This is a genomic window from Bradyrhizobium sp. USDA 4451 (genome assembly GCF_054822585.1).
On the sequence record NZ_JBTRCH010000001.1, the window covers coordinates 7,926,400 to 7,943,074 of the forward strand.

10 protein-coding genes are annotated in these 16,675 nt (G+C 58.8%); 7 read left to right on the forward strand and 3 right to left on the reverse strand.

Going from position 1 to position 16,675, the window contains the following annotated elements; genetic code table 11:
• Nucleotides 1–1,298 precede the first annotated feature (1,298 nt).
• Nucleotides 1,299–2,465, forward strand: coding sequence for an acyl-CoA dehydrogenase family protein (locus ACVMB0_RS37080; protein ID WP_461349391.1), 1,167 nt, complete (start codon nt 1,299–1,301; stop codon nt 2,463–2,465).
• Between the two features lie 757 nt (nt 2,466–3,222).
• Entirely contained in the window at nt 3,223–4,926 is a 1,704-nt protein-coding gene (locus ACVMB0_RS37085; RefSeq protein WP_461349392.1) for an MFS transporter, read from the forward strand.
• 393 nt (nt 4,927–5,319) lie between these two features.
• On the opposite strand, the gene ACVMB0_RS37090 is transcribed toward ACVMB0_RS37085, so the two are convergent.
• On the reverse strand, nt 5,320–5,490 hold the full coding sequence (locus tag ACVMB0_RS37090) for a hypothetical protein (protein WP_461349393.1): 171 nt from the start codon (nt 5,488–5,490) through the stop codon (nt 5,320–5,322).
• 655 nt (nt 5,491–6,145) lie between these two features.
• On the opposite strand from ACVMB0_RS37090, the gene tnpB reads away from it, so the two are divergent.
• Complete coding sequence (gene tnpB, locus ACVMB0_RS37095; RefSeq protein WP_461349394.1) at nt 6,146–6,658, forward strand: IS66 family insertion sequence element accessory protein TnpB; 513 nt, start codon at nt 6,146–6,148, stop codon at nt 6,656–6,658.
• A 119-nt stretch (nt 6,659–6,777) separates the two neighbouring features.
• Here the strand turns inward: tnpB and ACVMB0_RS37100 are convergent, their stop codons facing one another.
• On the reverse strand, nt 6,778–7,080 hold the full coding sequence (locus ACVMB0_RS37100; RefSeq protein ID WP_461349395.1) for an HU family DNA-binding protein: 303 nt from the start codon (nt 7,078–7,080) through the stop codon (nt 6,778–6,780).
• Between the two features lie 827 nt (nt 7,081–7,907).
• On the opposite strand from ACVMB0_RS37100, the gene ACVMB0_RS37105 reads away from it, so the two are divergent.
• Entirely contained in the window at nt 7,908–9,554 is a 1,647-nt protein-coding gene (locus ACVMB0_RS37105; RefSeq protein ID WP_461349396.1) for an AAA family ATPase, read from the forward strand.
• Nucleotides 9,555–10,466: 912 nt separating this feature from the next.
• On the opposite strand, the gene ACVMB0_RS37110 is transcribed toward ACVMB0_RS37105, so the two are convergent.
• Nucleotides 10,467–10,643 (reverse strand): hypothetical protein, encoded by a 177-nt coding sequence (locus tag ACVMB0_RS37110; RefSeq protein ID WP_461349397.1) that lies wholly within the window; start codon nt 10,641–10,643, stop codon nt 10,467–10,469.
• A 1,144-nt stretch (nt 10,644–11,787) separates the two neighbouring features.
• Between ACVMB0_RS37110 and ACVMB0_RS37115 the strand changes: the two genes are divergently transcribed.
• The 3 genes from ACVMB0_RS37115 (at nt 11,788) to ACVMB0_RS37125 (ending at nt 16,669) form a co-directional block, all read left to right on the forward strand.
• Nucleotides 11,788–12,198, forward strand: coding sequence for a Crp/Fnr family transcriptional regulator (locus ACVMB0_RS37115; RefSeq protein WP_461349779.1), 411 nt, complete (start codon nt 11,788–11,790; stop codon nt 12,196–12,198).
• 1,627 nt (nt 12,199–13,825) lie between these two features.
• Nucleotides 13,826–15,340, forward strand: a complete 1,515-nt coding sequence (locus ACVMB0_RS37120; RefSeq protein WP_461349398.1) for an FAD-dependent oxidoreductase — start codon at nt 13,826–13,828, stop codon at nt 15,338–15,340.
• A 21-nt stretch (nt 15,341–15,361) separates the two neighbouring features.
• Nucleotides 15,362–16,669 (forward strand): aminotransferase class III-fold pyridoxal phosphate-dependent enzyme, encoded by a 1,308-nt coding sequence (locus ACVMB0_RS37125; RefSeq protein WP_461349399.1) that lies wholly within the window; start codon nt 15,362–15,364, stop codon nt 16,667–16,669.
• Nucleotides 16,670–16,675 lie beyond the last annotated feature (6 nt).

Here is a 16,675-nt window from a genome sequence, read left to right on the forward strand (position 1 = left end):
GTCCCGTTGCACGTACAGTGAGGAGGCACGGGAGCTAGGTCGTTCTTCCGGCTTGTGCCAAGGGTAAACGGCGACAAATGCCGGCGCGAGCTGGCACTGGGCGGTAACATTAGCTTTGCCCGGAGCGTTCCTTACAACAGGGAGCGGCGACATATACGGGCACACGCGCGCGCCAACATCGATCCCTATCTGAGCTGTCGCATAGCACTGATCTCGCCAGCAGGGACCGGCAGACGATGACAGCACTGACAACACTTTTGCTGGATGAGCTGCATAAGTTCAGTTGGGATCCGAGGCAGTTGAAACTCGTCGAACAAAGGCCGCCAGCGGCCTTCGAAAGAGTGAACCAAGCCAAGAGACTGCACGACTGCCTTGTGTCCGACACGGCGGATATAATCAGTGGATCTCTCGCCGGCAGGCTGGAACGTCTTCAAACGCCACAGGAAGCTTTCTGTAGCCGCTTGCATGAGCTGGAGTCCGCAACACATAGGACAGGACTTGGCAATGCGAAGGCTGCGTCTGCAGCCGGTCCCTCGCGTTTGTCACGCGGCCTGCGTCCGCCCTCGCCTCTTAGCAAGGGCGCAGGCGGCACGGGCGAGCCGCGTCAACCTTGGAACAAAGTAGAAAAATACTGCATGCTCTGCCATCCATCTTGAGTGCCTTTGCAGCGATACGCCATATCGCCAAGTCCCAGTGACGGCAAATGGCCGAGACGGGCGCGCCCTCGGTCCAGGTCCATCAGCAGTCAGTCACCTCGCGCCTTGGCTGCTTGACGACACGATGTAGCAGGAACCAGACACAGTAGGCGCTCACATCCCGCTGACCCGGCTCGTGCCACGCGATTTACTCCCACGGATATACAGCTAACAGCCCCTGTTTGATGGCACATCGATTGCTGGTGAGACGATACACGGATCCACAGGTTCGTGAGGCGTCACAACTCCCAGTTTGAGAAGAGATGGGGAAGCAAGCGTTATCGTCAACTCTCGCAGTCCTGGTCAAACGGATGAGGACGGATGCCGTCGCCGCAGCTGTTTGCTTACCGGTCCAACCTCGAGGGCAGCGCCGATGGCCATGTGTTGCTCGGCCTTCGGGCCCCTCAAGACCATGTTGTTGACCCGATCCGTTCGGCAAGCGGTTTGGAGAGGAAGGATCCTGCTGGCTGGTCACGATCGATATCAACTGCGGCAATCGGCGATCTTCTCCGGCTTCACTCAATACGGCCGGCTCTGCCATGCGCTCGCAATCTCCATCAATGACCGGCTACACCGCTGGTCGTCAAAACACCGAGGACAATCATGAACGTTCCGCCAGGAATGATCGCAGCAGAAACGGATGTTTCGGCTGCAACGAGTGATGATCTGTCGCCGCTGCTGGCCGATATCCGCGCGCGCCGAAACGAGTTCGCCCGCGCGCAGAAGGTTCCAGATGACGTTATTCAGGCATTCAAACGCATTGGCGTCTACCGGGCTTTGGCCGCCAAACGCTTCGGCGGCGACGAGAGAACGCCTGCCGACTTTTGTCGCCTGATCGAGCGCATTTCCGAAGCGGACGGATCGGCCGGTTGGGTCGCCAGCTTCGGCGATGGGGCTCGCTACCTCTCTGCTCTCCCTGAGGGCACGCTTAGCCGCGTATATGCCAATGGACCTGACGTGGTGTACGCAGGTGCAGTTTTCCCGCTCCAGCCCGCTCAACGAAGTGCCGACGGGTTTGTTGTGAACGGCGTATGGCCTTTCGCCAGCGGATCACCGGGCGCGGAGCTAATTGGTGTTGGTATCACCGTAGACGATGATCCAACAAGTGGACTTGCACGCATAGCCGTGATCCCGGCCGACAAGGTAACAATCCGTCCAAATTGGGACGTCATCGGCCTGCAAGGCACCGGCAGTCATGACATCGTTGTCGACAATGTTATTGTACCAGAGGAATGGACACTGATCCGCGGCGGTCCATCGGCTTTCGACGGGCCCCTCCATCGCTATCCTTCGGTGACTTTCGCTGCGCAGGCGCATGCGATTGTGGGTATCGGCATTGCGCGCTCCGCGCTGGACGAGGTGATCGGCATGGCCCGGAGCCGCACCTCGATTACTGGAGCGCCGGTGATGGCAGAGCGCGGCTACATCCAGCTGGAGGCCGCCAGAGCCGAAGCCATGTTGCGCTCCGCACGCTCCTTCTTCTATGAAGCCACCGAGGAGCTTTGGAACGAAGCGTTGCAGGATACGGTCCAGTCGACTACGACGACCCTGATGCGCCTTGCCGCAACCAATGCGGCCCGACAGAGCGCCGAGGTCTGCAAGATCGCGAGTGGTCTCGCAGGAACGCAATCACTCTATACGACAAGCAATCTCGCGCGCGCGATGTGCGACAGTTTCGTGGTTGCCCAGCACGCAGCCTTGAACGAGGGAACACTTCAGAGCGCTGGTCGTCTCCTGCTCGGAAGTTCAGCGCCAGCAGGGTTTCCGTGAAGACCGGCCATCAACGGGCAACTCCGCACGACCCGCAACAACGGTCTACCGAATCCCGCGTCATGCTCGCTCGCCCGAGAACTCGTCCGAGACACTCATCCGAACGAGTAGATGCCGAAGCGGAAAGCCTTGAACCAGGCTATCAATCCGCGCTTCGGTGGAACCGATATTTCAGCTTTCGAATATTTCATCCGAGCTGCGACTAACTCGCAGCCGTTGCGGTAACAATTGTCGAGCTAGGCCGGGGTGGCTCGATCTGCTGCATCACATTGTCTTCTAGATGGAGATCCTTCGCAGAAGCATCGGTCGCTCGAGGCGGGGAGAGGCCGACTATTCTGAGATGCAACCACTCGCCCGAGTGACAACAAGGTCTACCGGACGCTGCGAAACCCATGAACCATGGATAGTGCTGCGCCGTGGGCCTTCGACTTCTTTGCAAAGAGGTCGTACTTCACTCTGCCCACCGACGAGTGATCCGCACTCGTCGACTTCATCATTTGTTCGTTTCGTACAAAGATTCCGCGCGAGCGATACAGCGTCTGTCAATCTGTCCTGTACGCGATGCGCTGGATGCAGCATTAACGTCACCAATGAACAACGCTTCATACGCCACCAATGCTGTACTTACTGGAATGGAAGATCGGCAGCCAACGGAACATCGCCAGATCGAAACGTCTTATTCCGCGGCGATATCACGTCGGGAACATCCTTGTGATCCGCACCAGAATCAAATCATGATAGATCATCACGATCCAACATGAGCGATTCAGCCAAAGCCCAGTCGCGTCGCGCCGAAAGCATCACAGCGCCTCTGCGGCACGCAACCTTCCGTCGCATCTGGATTGCGAGCCTCCTGTCCAATGTCGGCAGCTTGATTCAAGGTGTGGGCGCAGCCTGGGCGATGACGCAGATGACGTCGTCGGCTGACAAGGTGGCGTTGGTACAGACAGCGCTTTTGCTGCCAGTGATGCTGATTTCGATACCAGCGGGCGCAATCGCTGATATGTACGATCGCCGCATCGTAGCACTGGTTTCGCTTGGCATTGCGCTCGCCGGCGCAACCGGCCTGACGGTGGCCGCCTGGCTTGACTTGGCCACACCGAACGTCTTGCTCGTACTCTGCTTCGTGGTGGGCAGCGGCATGGCGCTTATGGGACCGGCCTGGCAATCATCCGTAAGCGAACAAGTACCGTTGGAAGCGCAGCTACCTGCGGCCATTGCGCTGAATGGCATCAGCTATAATATCGCACGGAGCGTCGGCCCGGCGATCGGCGGCGTGGTGGTCGCCAGCGCCGGTGCAGTGGCCGCATTCGCGCTCAACACGGTGCTCTATCTACCGCTGATAGCCGCATTGTTCCTTTGGAAGCGCGTCAGCGCTCCCTCACGCCTGCCGCCTGAAAGATTGAGCCGCGCAATGGTGTCTGGCGTGCGCTACATCAGCAATTCGCCATCGATCAAGGTCGTGCTGCTGCGCACCCTTGTAACCGGCGTCGGAGCCGGCGCGATTACTGCGCTGATGCCTCTGGTGGTGCGGGATGTATTGCATGGCGACGCCCAGACCTACGGCATCATGCTTGGCGCTTTTGGCGCGGGGGCCGTGGTCGGCGCGCTGAACATTGCCGAGATCCGCAGGCGGATGAGCGGCGAAGCTGCAATTCGCGCCTGTGCATTGTCCATGGGCGCGGCGATGGCTGCCGTGGCGCTAAGCCGCCAACCGCTATTGACCGCGGCCGCACTGGTCCTGGCTGGAGCCGTCTGGATGCTGACATGGGCGGTGTTCAACATCGGAGTTCAGCTGTCGGCGCCACGCTGGGTAACCGGTCGCTCGCTTGCGGCCTATCAGGCGGCGAGTTCAGGCGGGATTGCCGTCGGCAGCTGGGGTTGGGGCCATCTGACGGACGCGGCCGGCGTTGAAACCGCGTTGCTGGTGTCGGCCGCCCTGATGCTCGCCTCACCACTCATCGGCCGTTGGCTACCCATGCCCCGTGTCGGCGCGCGCGGCGAAGAGTCCGAGCTGCTTGCCGATCCCGAGGTACGGCTCGCCTTGACTGGACGTAGCGGGCCGCTCGTCGTCGAGATCGAATACCGGATTGCACAAGAGAATGTCCGCGCGTTTCACAACGTCATGCAAGACGTGCAATTGTCCCGCCAGCGCAACGGCGCCTATGGCTGGTCGATCGCGCGCGACATCGCCGATCCCGAATTGTGGACCGAACGTTATCACTTTCCGACCTGGCTGGATTATTTGCGCTGGCGCAACCGCCCGACCCGGTCGGAACGAGCCCTGGACCGGCAGGCCGTCCACTTTCATATTGGGCCCGCGCCGATACGTGTGCGCCGCATGCTAGAGAGGCCATTCGGCTCGGTACGCTGGAAGGACGACACGCCCGAGCACGCGAGGGCGGAGATATCGCCAAACACGGCAAGCGCGGGTAGCCGGTCGCTTCGGCCGACCAAGTAATCAGGTTTGCCCGAAGCCCCGGGATTGGTCGGATGGATGTGCACGAACGCAGAAGGTCAGTTTCGGGCAGGCTGTACGGCTAGTTCAAAGTGCGAGCAGCCCGCCAGACAATCAGATCTCCTGACCAATGCTTGCGGTGCCACTTGAGCGCTGATGCAATCCTGGGAGGTTTTGAACCCCGTCCGTTGCTATTACGCCCGTTTCAATGTGCGAAGAAGCCTCCGGCTTGGACGGAGGTTTGGGATGGGACTCGACAGCAAAAGGGACGCCCGTTTGGATGGCTCGTCGGCGTAAGCGCCGTTCGAACATACGGGTTCGAACGCTGATCTCTAGGTTTTTCGGTTCTGGAGGGCTGCTGGTTGATCTACCTCAGCTGGGAGTACTTGAGCGCTGTCATGTTGATTGCTCTTTCAGTTTGTTGCGTCGTTCAACGAGACGCCCAATTGCTCTCATGGCGTCCGTGCGCTCTTGGTAGTTTTCCGCTTTTTGCGCCTTGCGTTTGAGTTGATCGATCTCCTTGTTGATCCGTTCGATCTCGTTGATAGCGTGATTGGATTGCTTCATGAGAGGCCTCCGGGTTAGCGCTGAATTTCGAGCCGTCAGCTCGCTCTATTTTTTCGTTTGTGGAAGGCTACCAGCCGTTCCGTCTCAGTTAGAGTTGCAGTTTTGGTTCTAAATTGGCCACCGTCGTGTTCTTGCGTGTCAGGTCGCCGAGCAGGCAAGCAGCACCAACCGCCCGGGCGGTAGTTGGGTGCTACTTCTAATCGATCCAATGTGTTCGGCTGTAAACCAACCGGGATCGCCACAGTCCTGTGCCACAAGATATTCTTGTCGCTCACTGGGCGCCTCAAGAATGCCAATCGTCGATTTTCTTCGCTCAGGCAGGAATTTAGCCGTTTCCATAGGCCTGTGGCAACAAACTGAAGAGCTGGCGGTTCGGGTGACCGTTGACGATCCTGGTTAGGAAATCGATGATTCAGGTCAGCGGATCAATGTGTTTCAGCTGGATGAGGCGGATGGCTCCCGCTGCCGGCATCATAGTTTAGAAGTGGTCGCGGCGATCGCCTTAAAGGAGATCCATCCATGAACGAAATGGCGACGGTCGGTCTCGATTTGGCAAAGCGTGTTTTTATAGATGGCGAGCAGTAGCTCAGGTGATTCGCGCAGTACGAGCGTCCACGATGATTCCGGCCGGTGATTTACATGGCGACGCAACCGATTGACTTCCGCTGCACGGGCTTGCTGCGAAGGTGCACAAGATGCTTCGTCTCGATCCGTTCAGCGGGAGCAGCCTTTCGTATTCCGATCCAAGCCAGCGGACCGGATCACGATTTTGGTCTGGGATCGAACCGGTATGGTGTGGGTGCACAAGCGCCTCGACGGCTGCAAGTTGGTTTGGCCAACGATAGCGGACGGCTGCAGGGAAGCGACTTTGTCCGCAGTGAGTGATCTATGCACGACTTGTTGCTGTGCGGCCACTTCCGGTCTATCGCGAGCATGCAAACCGCAAGGCGATGAAAGTAGACCGAGCGCGACAATGCCTACAAAAAGCGGCGGCCGGACTGTAATCACCACGGAACAAAACTTATTGTGTTGTCAGACGCCCGGAATACACGGGCATTTAGTGTCCCGTTGGGTGAGCGGGAGTGTACTGCTTTGCAGCATCCGTGCACGGTTCACTCGCCTGCGCCGCGCCGCTAGATGTTCCTGCGCGTTTGCGCATCACAACTAGCGAACCAAGCGGGCGCCGAGCCAATCTGTCAGTGATGCGACAATGATCCTCCGCTGAGTTCAGCCTTAATGGAGGAGCATCGCCACCCGAAAAGTTAATCGGGACCCAGCACGGATGAGCTATCCCGCGAATACATCTTTAGCGACCTTGAGTGGTGATGCCTTAACGGATTTGCGAGCCGGCTTTGCCGCGAATTTCATCGGCGCCTTCGTAAAAGGATTGACGCCGATGCGGGCTTCAGTGGGGGGTTTGTTCACAATGGACATTTTTACCATGCCGGGAATGACGAACTCGCCGCAGTCATGCAATTCTTTGTAGCCTACAATCGCCAGGTGCTCAATCACGGCCCTTACGTCAGCCTTGGGAAGCTGCGTTCCATCAGCAATCGAGTCAATTAGCTGGCTCTTGGTCATCTTGGACATCGTGACATCCCTCTACGAGGCAGAGAACGGTTTCGAATAGCCGAACTCCGCCGATCCTCACGTTGAGCACGGCAACGTGCAAATTGTTAGGCCCTTGGACATATTCCGGACGTGATGGCTTTAGAAGGTATCGTAAGCGAAAACACAAGGCTCACTTCCGTATGCGGCGCTCTGCCGGTTCATAGATGAGAAAACTGGTCGTGTCTCACCTGACCGACTAGGTCAATCGGCACGATGTTGCCAGCCGTTTCCACCAGTCGGGAGATCGAAAGTGGAGAGAGGCATCTTGGCCGCACAACGCGCTTTTATCGCTGCCTTTTGCGTGCACTCACCAACGAAGAGAACCGAGGCTGTCAAGCCGAAAAAGATCCGTGCAGCTTCGCACGCCACCGAGCGGTACTCCGATCGCACAAGAAATTCTGGCCGAAAGAGGCCTAGCGGCTCCTCGCTTCGTTCACGTCGCATGTCCAACAATGGTTCGTTGAATGGCGGTGCGATCAAGGTCGCGAAGCTCATGCTGTTCGCGAGCTTGATGATTTCCTAGCAAAGTAAACCAGCTTACGCGGTGTATGCGCGCGTGGCATGCAGCTTGCTTAGAGACCTGAAACCGCAGGGAGCCATTGAAACGCAGATTGCACCATGCGGACTGACCGAGCCGAAGTTGATAGGCCTCGCAATCCTAAGGAGCCCTTTGGCAGTCGATGCGGCTAAAATAGTGCCTGGACGACGAAGGGGAACGAGGTCGCAACAAGCGCATTGCGGTGGAGAATTCAAGCTGCGGACAACGTCAATACTGATGCCGTTTTACTCACGACCGGGAGACTACAATGGATAAAGTTCGCAGTGAAGCCAAGACTGTTCAGCTGGTGTTTCACAATGGCGGTAATGCGCCGTTCGACTTCGTGATCGAGTTGTTACGCGAGGTATCCGGCGAACTTGAGCGTCACGCCTGCACACTCACCACTGCCCGGCAGGGGAGGGTCTCCTGCGGCCCTTTCCAGCCATCAGTTGCGAAGGCGCTCCTCGACAAAGCGCAGGAGCGCATCCACAGTGAAGGACATAAGTTGCTGATCGCCACTGAGCCCTCAGGCGAAGCGCAGGCGCCGCATCCCTCCGAAGCGCAATTCAAATGGGGCTTTGATGCGCTTGCCTGGCATTTTGCTGATATCTCGGTGGACAGGCTCGTGACCATGGTGCGAGAGTTCCCGAGCCACGTGTGTGCGGATATTCAGGTCGCGATGGACAAGCTCTTTCCCTCGCCAGTCCGTTTCTTTGGCGCGTATGAGCCGTGGCGTTACGAGACACTGTCATTCGCGAGGCTCCAGCGGTCGGGACGCGATGCTATTTCGCTGGCTCCGCCGCAATACCATGAGATCGACGTCGGCGAGACAGCGCCCGTCAAATGCCTGCACAACGGGCTGTGGCTCTGCAAGACGGACGAGTTTCATTACGCGGTCGTGCTATCCTATAACCGCGAGTATGATCATGAAGCTGTGATGCGCATCGAGATTGTGGTTCCTGGCGAAGTGGCCGGCGAGCCCTTTGCGCAGCGTTGCTTCGATGAATTGGAGAAGGCACTACACTCCGCCCGATCGTATCGCGGCAAGATCCTCTCCCTCACTGCCGACCCCAAGTATAGCGGCCGGTCGGGCGGCATCACGGTGCATCGATGGCCGCTGGTGAGCCGCGCCGACGTGATCCTGCCGGAGAAAGCGCTTGAGCTGCTCGACCGCAATATATTGAGCTTTGTCGGAACGCGCGACACGCTGCGCCGGCTCCGTCAGTCGACACGTAAGGGCATTTTGCTTTATGGCCCCCCCGGCACTGGCAAGACCCATACAATCCGATATCTTGCAACCAACCTGACTGGTCAGACTACCCTCATAATCGCAGCCGAGCAGGTTCAATTTCTCGACGTCTATATGAATTTAGCGCGGCTTTTGCAGCCCGCCCTGGTGGTCATCGAGGATGTCGATCTGATCGCGCGCAACCGTGTCCAAATGCGAGGACCGTGTGAGGAGTCGCTGCTTAACAAGTTGCTCAACGAGATGGATGGCCTGAAGGACGACGCCGACATCTTGTTCTTGCTTACCACCAACAGGCCCGAAGAGCTCGAGGCCGCCCTCGCGGGCCGGCCCGGCCGCATTGACCAGGCAATCGAAGTGCCGGTACCTGATGTAAACGGCCGCGGCAAACTGGTGCGGCTCTATGGGGGAGGCCTGCCGCTTACCGACGCCATTGTCGATGAAGCCGTGCGCCGCACCGAGGGAGTCGCCGCCGCTTTCATCAAGGAATTGATGCGGCGCATCGCACAATCGTCCATTGCGCGGGATGGTGGCGAGTCGGTCATCTCACATGATATCGACCAGGCGCTGGATGACATGCTGTTAACGGGCGGACGGCTCAACATGAGGCTGCTCGGGGGCGCACAAGGCGCACCGTCACAACAGAGTGATCGCGTATGCCAAGTTTAGGACACGAGCTTCTTTGGCGGAATTTCACCGAAGCACGTAGTTGCATACTCAGCCTAGACGGTTCAGGCGGCTCCGTAGAAACGTGCCGGGTCAATGCTACCGAGGCTCACTCACTTTTTCGGCCACATCCGTTCGTCCACGACCAGCGGCGCGAGCGGCGACTGCGGAGCCTCGCACGACCGTGATCCGCCACGATCTCGAAAGCTTCGTCGCCAAACGCAAATCTTCCAGCGAGTCGGCCCTGCTTGCGCGACACCTCGCCACCTAAACGCGGGGCCGCGACTTTCGGCGGCGATCCGAGCCCGCTCGGCCTCTAAACGCACACGAGGCCAGATGGTCCCTCGAGCACTTCAAGCCGGCTGATCTGTCCCAAACGCAACCGATGAGCCGTCCAAATCAGCACCTATTTTCATTGTCCACTCCTCTTCCAAACCTCCGTTCATGTCGGAGGTTTCATCGCACATCTAGTCCAAACCAAGCCGGGGTATTGGCCGAGCGTTTACGAGAAAGCAGCAATAGTGCAATCACAATTCTCCATGATCAACATCGGCATAAAGCGAGCACCGCATGCAAACGCTGTTCGCTGAGCTTTACCCGATCGATGCACAACGCGCTATCCGGATTCGACGCGTTCCACCGGGTTGGAGGCAATGGAGCTTGTTAGACTTACCTAACGTAGATCAATGATCGTGCGACAAAATGAATCGGCTGCTCGAGAGCCTGCAGATCTATATTTTTCCGTGCGATACGCCCTCATGTCCATCGATCCGCGAACCGGTTCGACCGGAAATTACGCGGCCCCGCCCCATGAAGAACAAGGGCGGGGCCGCTCCCCTCCCCCGGGGGACGCCGCGCTGCGGATCATAACGTCCATCATCTGCGGATTGACCATTCGGTATGCGGCCGAGCGCGTCAGCCGGACTGCGACTTTCGGCCCTCTGCATTTTGCGTGACATTGCGCACGACGAGTTCAGAGAGCTGCACGACCAGCTGTTTGAGACGCGCTATCTCTTGTCTGCAGCGCACCAGCTCACGCTCTTCATCTGTCGTTGTCGACAGTTCATAGCGGCTCCCAACCGCATGATTCATTTGACCTCTATCCGCCAAGATAACCGCGAACGACAATTCAAGCACACCCTATTGCCCCGTAATTGTACGGGCACGTCGGCCTTTCGACGCCACTAAACATTGTACGCAGCGGTCAAACTGTCTCGCCAAGTGGATCACTGTGTTATCCGCGCCACAGATCCGTCCGTTTCGTACATCCATAAACTCGCTGGCATGACGCGCCAGGACGTCGAGCCTTGTCCTCTTGGAGCCGGAACGAATAATCACTCGGATCTCTATTGCCAGCCTGATTTGCACGTCACGTTGACGACAGAGCGCACCACCCCCGAAACCTATCCCAGGCTGACGAGACGATCGCCGTTCCTGCTGAGAAGGTCTGCCGATCGTGTTTCACGGGGCTTCATATCCAGCCGCCGATTCGACGGGGCCCTTTCCACCTCACTCATGATCCACCGCAAATTAGATGCATTCTTGCGTGACCAAATGAGCCGCGCCAGCTCCGGAATTGCTTGTCTTGGTCCCAAGGCACGATGCGGAAGGTGTCAATGTCGAGCCTGCGTTGGCTGCACGCTCGTGAGCCTTGACGTTCGGTTGGAGGGTACCGCAGCCCGGCGGTCCACGCGATCGCACGCCATGTTTCGTCGTTCTCCAGAAGTAAGCGGTTTATCGTCGAGCTTTAAGGGATAGCCAGAAGGTCGTCGTCCGGTACGTTTGTGGCTATCCCGCATCTCCCCTGGAGATCCCGTAGAGCTCGAATAGGAGAGTAGAAGAAACGTTGAACATCAAGAGGAACCGTGCAGAATGGCTGCGGCCATAGCTGGTGGGGATAGGTGTCGATATCGGCGTACCCCGGCGATAGAACGGGGTACGCTTGCCGCACCAAATGCTCATTGCGCGCCTCCGGGGCGTCACGGGCTTGTCCGAGCAAGACCAAGCTGAGCTCGAAAGCATGCCTCATACCATCAAACAGTTTGCTCCGGGCGAGTGTCTGGCACGCCAGGGGGATCGGCCTGTAAGCTGTGCAGTCGTGATGGGCGGCTTTCTGTCTCGCCAAAGAGTGGCATCGGATCGGACTCAGATAACGTCCTTCTATGTACCCGGGGACATCCCCGACCTGCACACCCTTCACTTCCCGGAAATGGATCGCGATCTCTGCAGCATCGGCATGAGCGTCATTGCCTTTGTACCTCACTCCTACCTCAGGGATATCCTCGCGAAGTCCGCTGCGCTCGCCCATGCGTTTTGGCGGGAGACGTTGATTCATACGGCGATCTATCGCGAATGGATCGAAAATCTTGGCTCCCGGGAAGCGCTGCCTCGACTTGCTCATCTTATCTGCGAGGTCGCCGCGCGGCTTGAGCTCGTCGGTCTTGTGGACAATGGTCGCTTCCATGTTCCGTTCACACAACAAGACATCGCCGATGCATGCGGACTTTCGACGGTGCACGTGAATCGGACAATCCAGGAGCTTAGGCGCAGGAAGCTCATTGAATGGAACGGACATGCTGTTGATCTTCTTCAGCGAGATCGACTCGAGTTGCTTGCAGAATTCCGTCCCTCCTATCTGATGCGCTGAATTGCTTCGACCGTTGCTGCTTGCGCAGCCTGGAACATCGCAGGCGGCGTTCACCATTCGACAGGCAAGATCGAGCGCTCGGTTGTAATTGGCTTTGAGGCGAATGCATTGCTCGTGGGCGAAATCCGGGGCAATTTTCCCGTCCGGCCAGCGTCCCGCCGCGATCTCGCCGCAGCGAACGTGTGTCGCCGACCGGATTTCGAGGAACGCCGGCAAGATCCACAAAATCTGCATCGTCAATCGCTGAGGAGCTCGCGGCCACGGAAAGAGTGATTTCCGTGTTGCCACCCCAGCTTTGGCGCTTGGCTGTGATGTGCCCGCCGAATGAGCCGCGCCGCACAACTCCCCGGTAAAGATGCTCGGATCGGGCACCGAGCCCATCGTGCTCGGACCGATCCTGTCCAGTCTTGGTAAAATGATCATCGCGCATTTGAGATCGTCGACACCGACCGTGTCATTCGGCTGGCTAACAAGACGCTCAAAAGGTGCGCCGAAGTTTCTCGACCGCCAATCAGAAAGCACGTCAGCTTCTGGAAAGGCCAAAGGGCATGAGATCACATAGAAAACATGCCGCGCAGCGCGTCTCGATCACGGTGTAGTACGCGACTATCAGGGAGCGAGTGCAACACGTACGTCTGCCCCTCTCGAAGGTACTTAGCTGATTGTAAAAGGCTCCGCTTGAATTGTATGCGGGTCAGCTCAAAGAGCTTGAATCGCACGCGGCGGCACGTTGTATCATCTCAGAGTAGCTCACAAGGGAGTCCGAAAGGACCTACTGTTGCTGCCATGATGAGACGCTGATGCGGTCGATATGTGTGCAGCAGAGGCCAACTCCACTGTTGCGACCATCATCTATGCGATGACGCAAAGGAGGAACACTCGACACCAGATCTGCCCGACATGATCATTCGCAATTTGAATTTGCGGTGAAATCTTTGCCGCAAATAACCGTCGGCAGCCCTCCCTCTGTCGACGGACGCTGGCGCGATGCTTAGCAGCCTCGCTCCCCCAGACTGACTCCGCCCGGCCATCGATGAGGCCGGGCCTTTTTTTGCCGCCCATGAAGGGCGTGTTTTGAGGCGTTCTAGCCGGCGTCTGTTGATTGCGGAGAGTTGAGAACGAATTTGAATTGCCGGTGGGTCCATCAGACGGGCTGAGTATCTCGCGATCAAACCGCGTACAATTCGGACGATGATATACGAGAGTGGCGACCGATCGACACATTGCAGCGACTGCGGCCTTAAAAGCTTCCACATGGCGTCGCGAAGCTGAACTTGCGAGCGCCTTCTCGATCACGAAAATATATGTCTGGTGCGCGCATCGGGAGCACATGTGGGTGGATTTTCTTTGAGAGCTCTTAGATCTATCAAAGATAGCATTCCGGAAAAGTCGCTTGCTCATGCATTTGCCGCCTCGAAGGGCTTGAATCGCACGCGACGTCATATTGTAAGATCTCACGGCGATGATCCTTGGCAGACAAGCGAAGCCAAACCGGATAATCCGGAGCGATCGCATGGATCAGCCGCGCGTCCAACGCTCGCGATGAGACTTAGCTCGATGGCACCTCCTCTCTAATGAATACGGCGCGATAGCGCATCGGCGATATTTGTTGCCAGAAGATGGGATAATGACGGCCGATATTGTTGATGTATGCGTAATCGGGAGCGGCGCCAGCGGCTTGACGGTCGCTCACGAGATCGCGCAACGCGGATTGCGAGTACTCCTTCTCGAGGAGGGGCGAACACTTCCTCCCGGCGCTTCGCTGGCGAGCGTCCAAAAAGACATGGATAGCGCCCTGGTGCAGACTGCGGCAGGAACGTTGACGCCGTTCGGGCGTCCGTGGACCGTCTGCGCGCTCGGCGGCGGAATGACCTTATATGCCGGAATAGCCTTCCGCTGTCGCGCCATCGATTTTGACGCACGAGCGCATGTGGCCGGGGACGCGCTCGACCCGAGCTGGCCGATCGACTACACGGACCTACGCCCATTCTATGATGAGCTGGAACGGCGCGTTGGAGTGGCGCGCGTAGCCGGAGCCGACCCGCTCGAGCCGCCGAGCGATCCCCCCGTTCTGCCACCGCACCGGTACAGTGTGCAGGGCCAGTTGATTGCTGATGCCGGGGCACGCCTGGGCCGGCTCCCGTTCCCCACTCCATTGGCAATCAACTCGATCCCATATCGTGGCCGGCCAGCCTGTCGCTGCGAGGGACCATGCAACGAACATCTGTGCCCAAGCGGCGCAAGGGCCGATGCACGCTCGCCGTTCACAGGGATCGCCCTGCCGCCGGACGCGCTGACGATTGCGCTCGGCAGCAAGGCCGTCCGCATCGATCTCGGCAACGTCAGTCGAGCCGATTCGGTGGAATGGGTGGACACGCTCAACCGACAACGCGCTCGGGTTCGCGCCCGCTGCGTGGTACTCGCGGGCAACGCAGTGCAGTCTGCCGCCCTGCTCCTACGGTCGGCGCAGCCCGCAGCGCCCAACGGAATCGGCAACGCATCTGGCATGGTAGGCAGTGGTATCTCGTTTAAGATCAGCGGCTACGTGTCCGGTAGGACCACGTTGAATTCGCCGATCACGCCCCAGCCCGGCCGCCCCTTCTCCACTGTCGCGGTGTCCGATCACTACCTGGACGACGAGGCGCCTTCGGGGCTCGGCGGAATGATCTACGAAGCAAGTCCGCCTGAACGCACGGATTCCGACGGAGAGATAAGGCTACGGCTGCATTTTTTGGCAGCCGATCAACCCATGCGCGACAATGCGGTCCGGCTGGCCACCAGCCGGGACGGGCTAGGTTTGCCCAAGATCATTCTCGATTACCGGACCCATCCCCTCGACAAGCGCCGACTAGGCTACTTGTCGCGACATGCGTCGAACTTGCTGGTCGAGGCTGGGGTAAAACAAGTCGATTATCAAGATTCCAATTATCAGTTCGGCAGCGGCCACCTGCATGGCGGCTGTCGGGCCGGAATCGATCCGACACAGTCGGTGGTTGACCATTGGGGCCGCGTGCATGACATCGACAATCTCTATGTCGCGGATGGCGGCTTCTTCCCCTATGCCGGGGGCGTCAACCCGACCTTCACCATTCAGGCGAACGCGCTGCGGATCGCTCGAAGAATAGTCACGCAGCTGACGTAGCGAGCGCAACGGAGACGGGTTTTGTCGATCAGCACGCCTACTGCCACCGTGACCGCGACCGACGGGCATGGATCGGCACTGCGACGCGCCCTGCGCGTCACCGCCTCGCGGAAGTGGGATCTCAACAGGCGTTTTCCGGTGGTGATGACGCGCGCGTCAGGCGCGCATGCATGGGACATTAATGGAAAGCAATACATCGATTTCACTTCCTGTAGCGGTGCCGCGCCGCTCGGGGCCGGATACGAGCCGGTCGTGGCGCACGCAGCCGCTGAGATGCGCCGTACCGGAGGGATTCTGCCCGGACCGCTGTCAGTGCACCGGGTCGAATTGGCCGAACGGCTGGCGGAGATCTTCCCCGTCGCGGAACGCTCAATGTTTTTCCGCACCGGATCTTGCGCTACCACCGCAGCCGTGCGCCTTGCCCGCGCGTTCACGGGCCTCAACCATGTACTGACCAGCGGATATCACGGCTGGCATGACTGGCAGTTGCAGGACCGACCGGAGATGGGGTTGCCCAATCGGGACCGGGACAGCGTGGACTTCCGCTACAACCTCGACTTGCTCGACGAACTGGCAAGTGTCCAGCGCGTCGCCGCGGTGATCGTCACCCCGGAGGTCAACTTCTTCCCGCCTGAATACCATCAGGAACTGCAGAGGCTGGTGCATCGGCACGGCGCCCTGCTGATCCTTGACGAGGTGATGACCGGATTCCGCTACGCCCTTGGCGGGTACCACATGGCGATCGGCCTCACGCCCGATCTGATTACACTGAGCAAAGGACTGGCGAACGGAATGGCGCTGTCGGCAGTCGCGGGTCGTGCGGACGTACTGGCCGCGGCCGAAAAGACATACATGGGAAATACTTACCAGCGCGAAGTAACCCCATTCGCCGCCGCATTAAGCACGCTGCACGCCCTGCGCGACGGGAGCGCCCTGGCCCGGATGCGCGAGGTCGGCGAGCAATTGATCAAGGGGCTCAACGGCGTCTTCACAAGACAACAGGTCGCGGCATGGGCGTTTGCCTGGCCCACCATGTTCGACGTCGTATTTGCTGATGCCGAGCTTGGCCATGCCTTCTTCCAGGAAATGTGGGGTCGGGGCTTTCTGATGCAGTATGGCGGGCGTTTCATGCCTTCGGCGGCGGTATCCGACACCGATGTGCAGGCCGCCGTCGAAGCAGCTGGCGATGCCCTTGCGGCGGCGCTGTCCCGCACGGAGAGCCCGGCTTGCGACCCGGATCCAGTCGCAGCCGCAGTAAGGTTCGCCAGAGATCATTTCGTTGCCACCCCGGGAGCGGTTCGGCGCTGGTTCAATGCGCCCGTCCACTGACAAGCA

Excerpts from the sequence above, each read along its gene's own strand:
- ACVMB0_RS37110 (WP_461349397.1), bottom strand. The coding sequence starts at position 10,643 with ATGAATCATGCGGTTGGGAGCCGCTATGAACTGTCGACAACGACAGAT.
- ACVMB0_RS37120 (WP_461349398.1), top strand. The coding sequence starts at position 13,826 with ATGACGGCCGATATTGTTGATGTATGCGTAATCGGGAGCGGCGCCAGC.
- ACVMB0_RS37080 (WP_461349391.1), top strand. The coding sequence starts at position 1,299 with ATGAACGTTCCGCCAGGAATGATCGCAGCAGAAACGGATGTTTCGGCT.
- ACVMB0_RS37090 (WP_461349393.1), bottom strand. The coding sequence starts at position 5,490 with ATGAAGCAATCCAATCACGCTATCAACGAGATCGAACGGATCAACAAG.
- ACVMB0_RS37085 (WP_461349392.1), top strand. The coding sequence starts at position 3,223 with ATGAGCGATTCAGCCAAAGCCCAGTCGCGTCGCGCCGAAAGCATCACA.
- ACVMB0_RS37115 (WP_461349779.1), top strand. The coding sequence starts at position 11,788 with ATGAGCGTCATTGCCTTTGTACCTCACTCCTACCTCAGGGATATCCTC.
- ACVMB0_RS37100 (WP_461349395.1), bottom strand. The coding sequence starts at position 7,080 with ATGTCCAAGATGACCAAGAGCCAGCTAATTGACTCGATTGCTGATGGA.
- ACVMB0_RS37105 (WP_461349396.1), top strand. The coding sequence starts at position 7,908 with ATGGATAAAGTTCGCAGTGAAGCCAAGACTGTTCAGCTGGTGTTTCAC.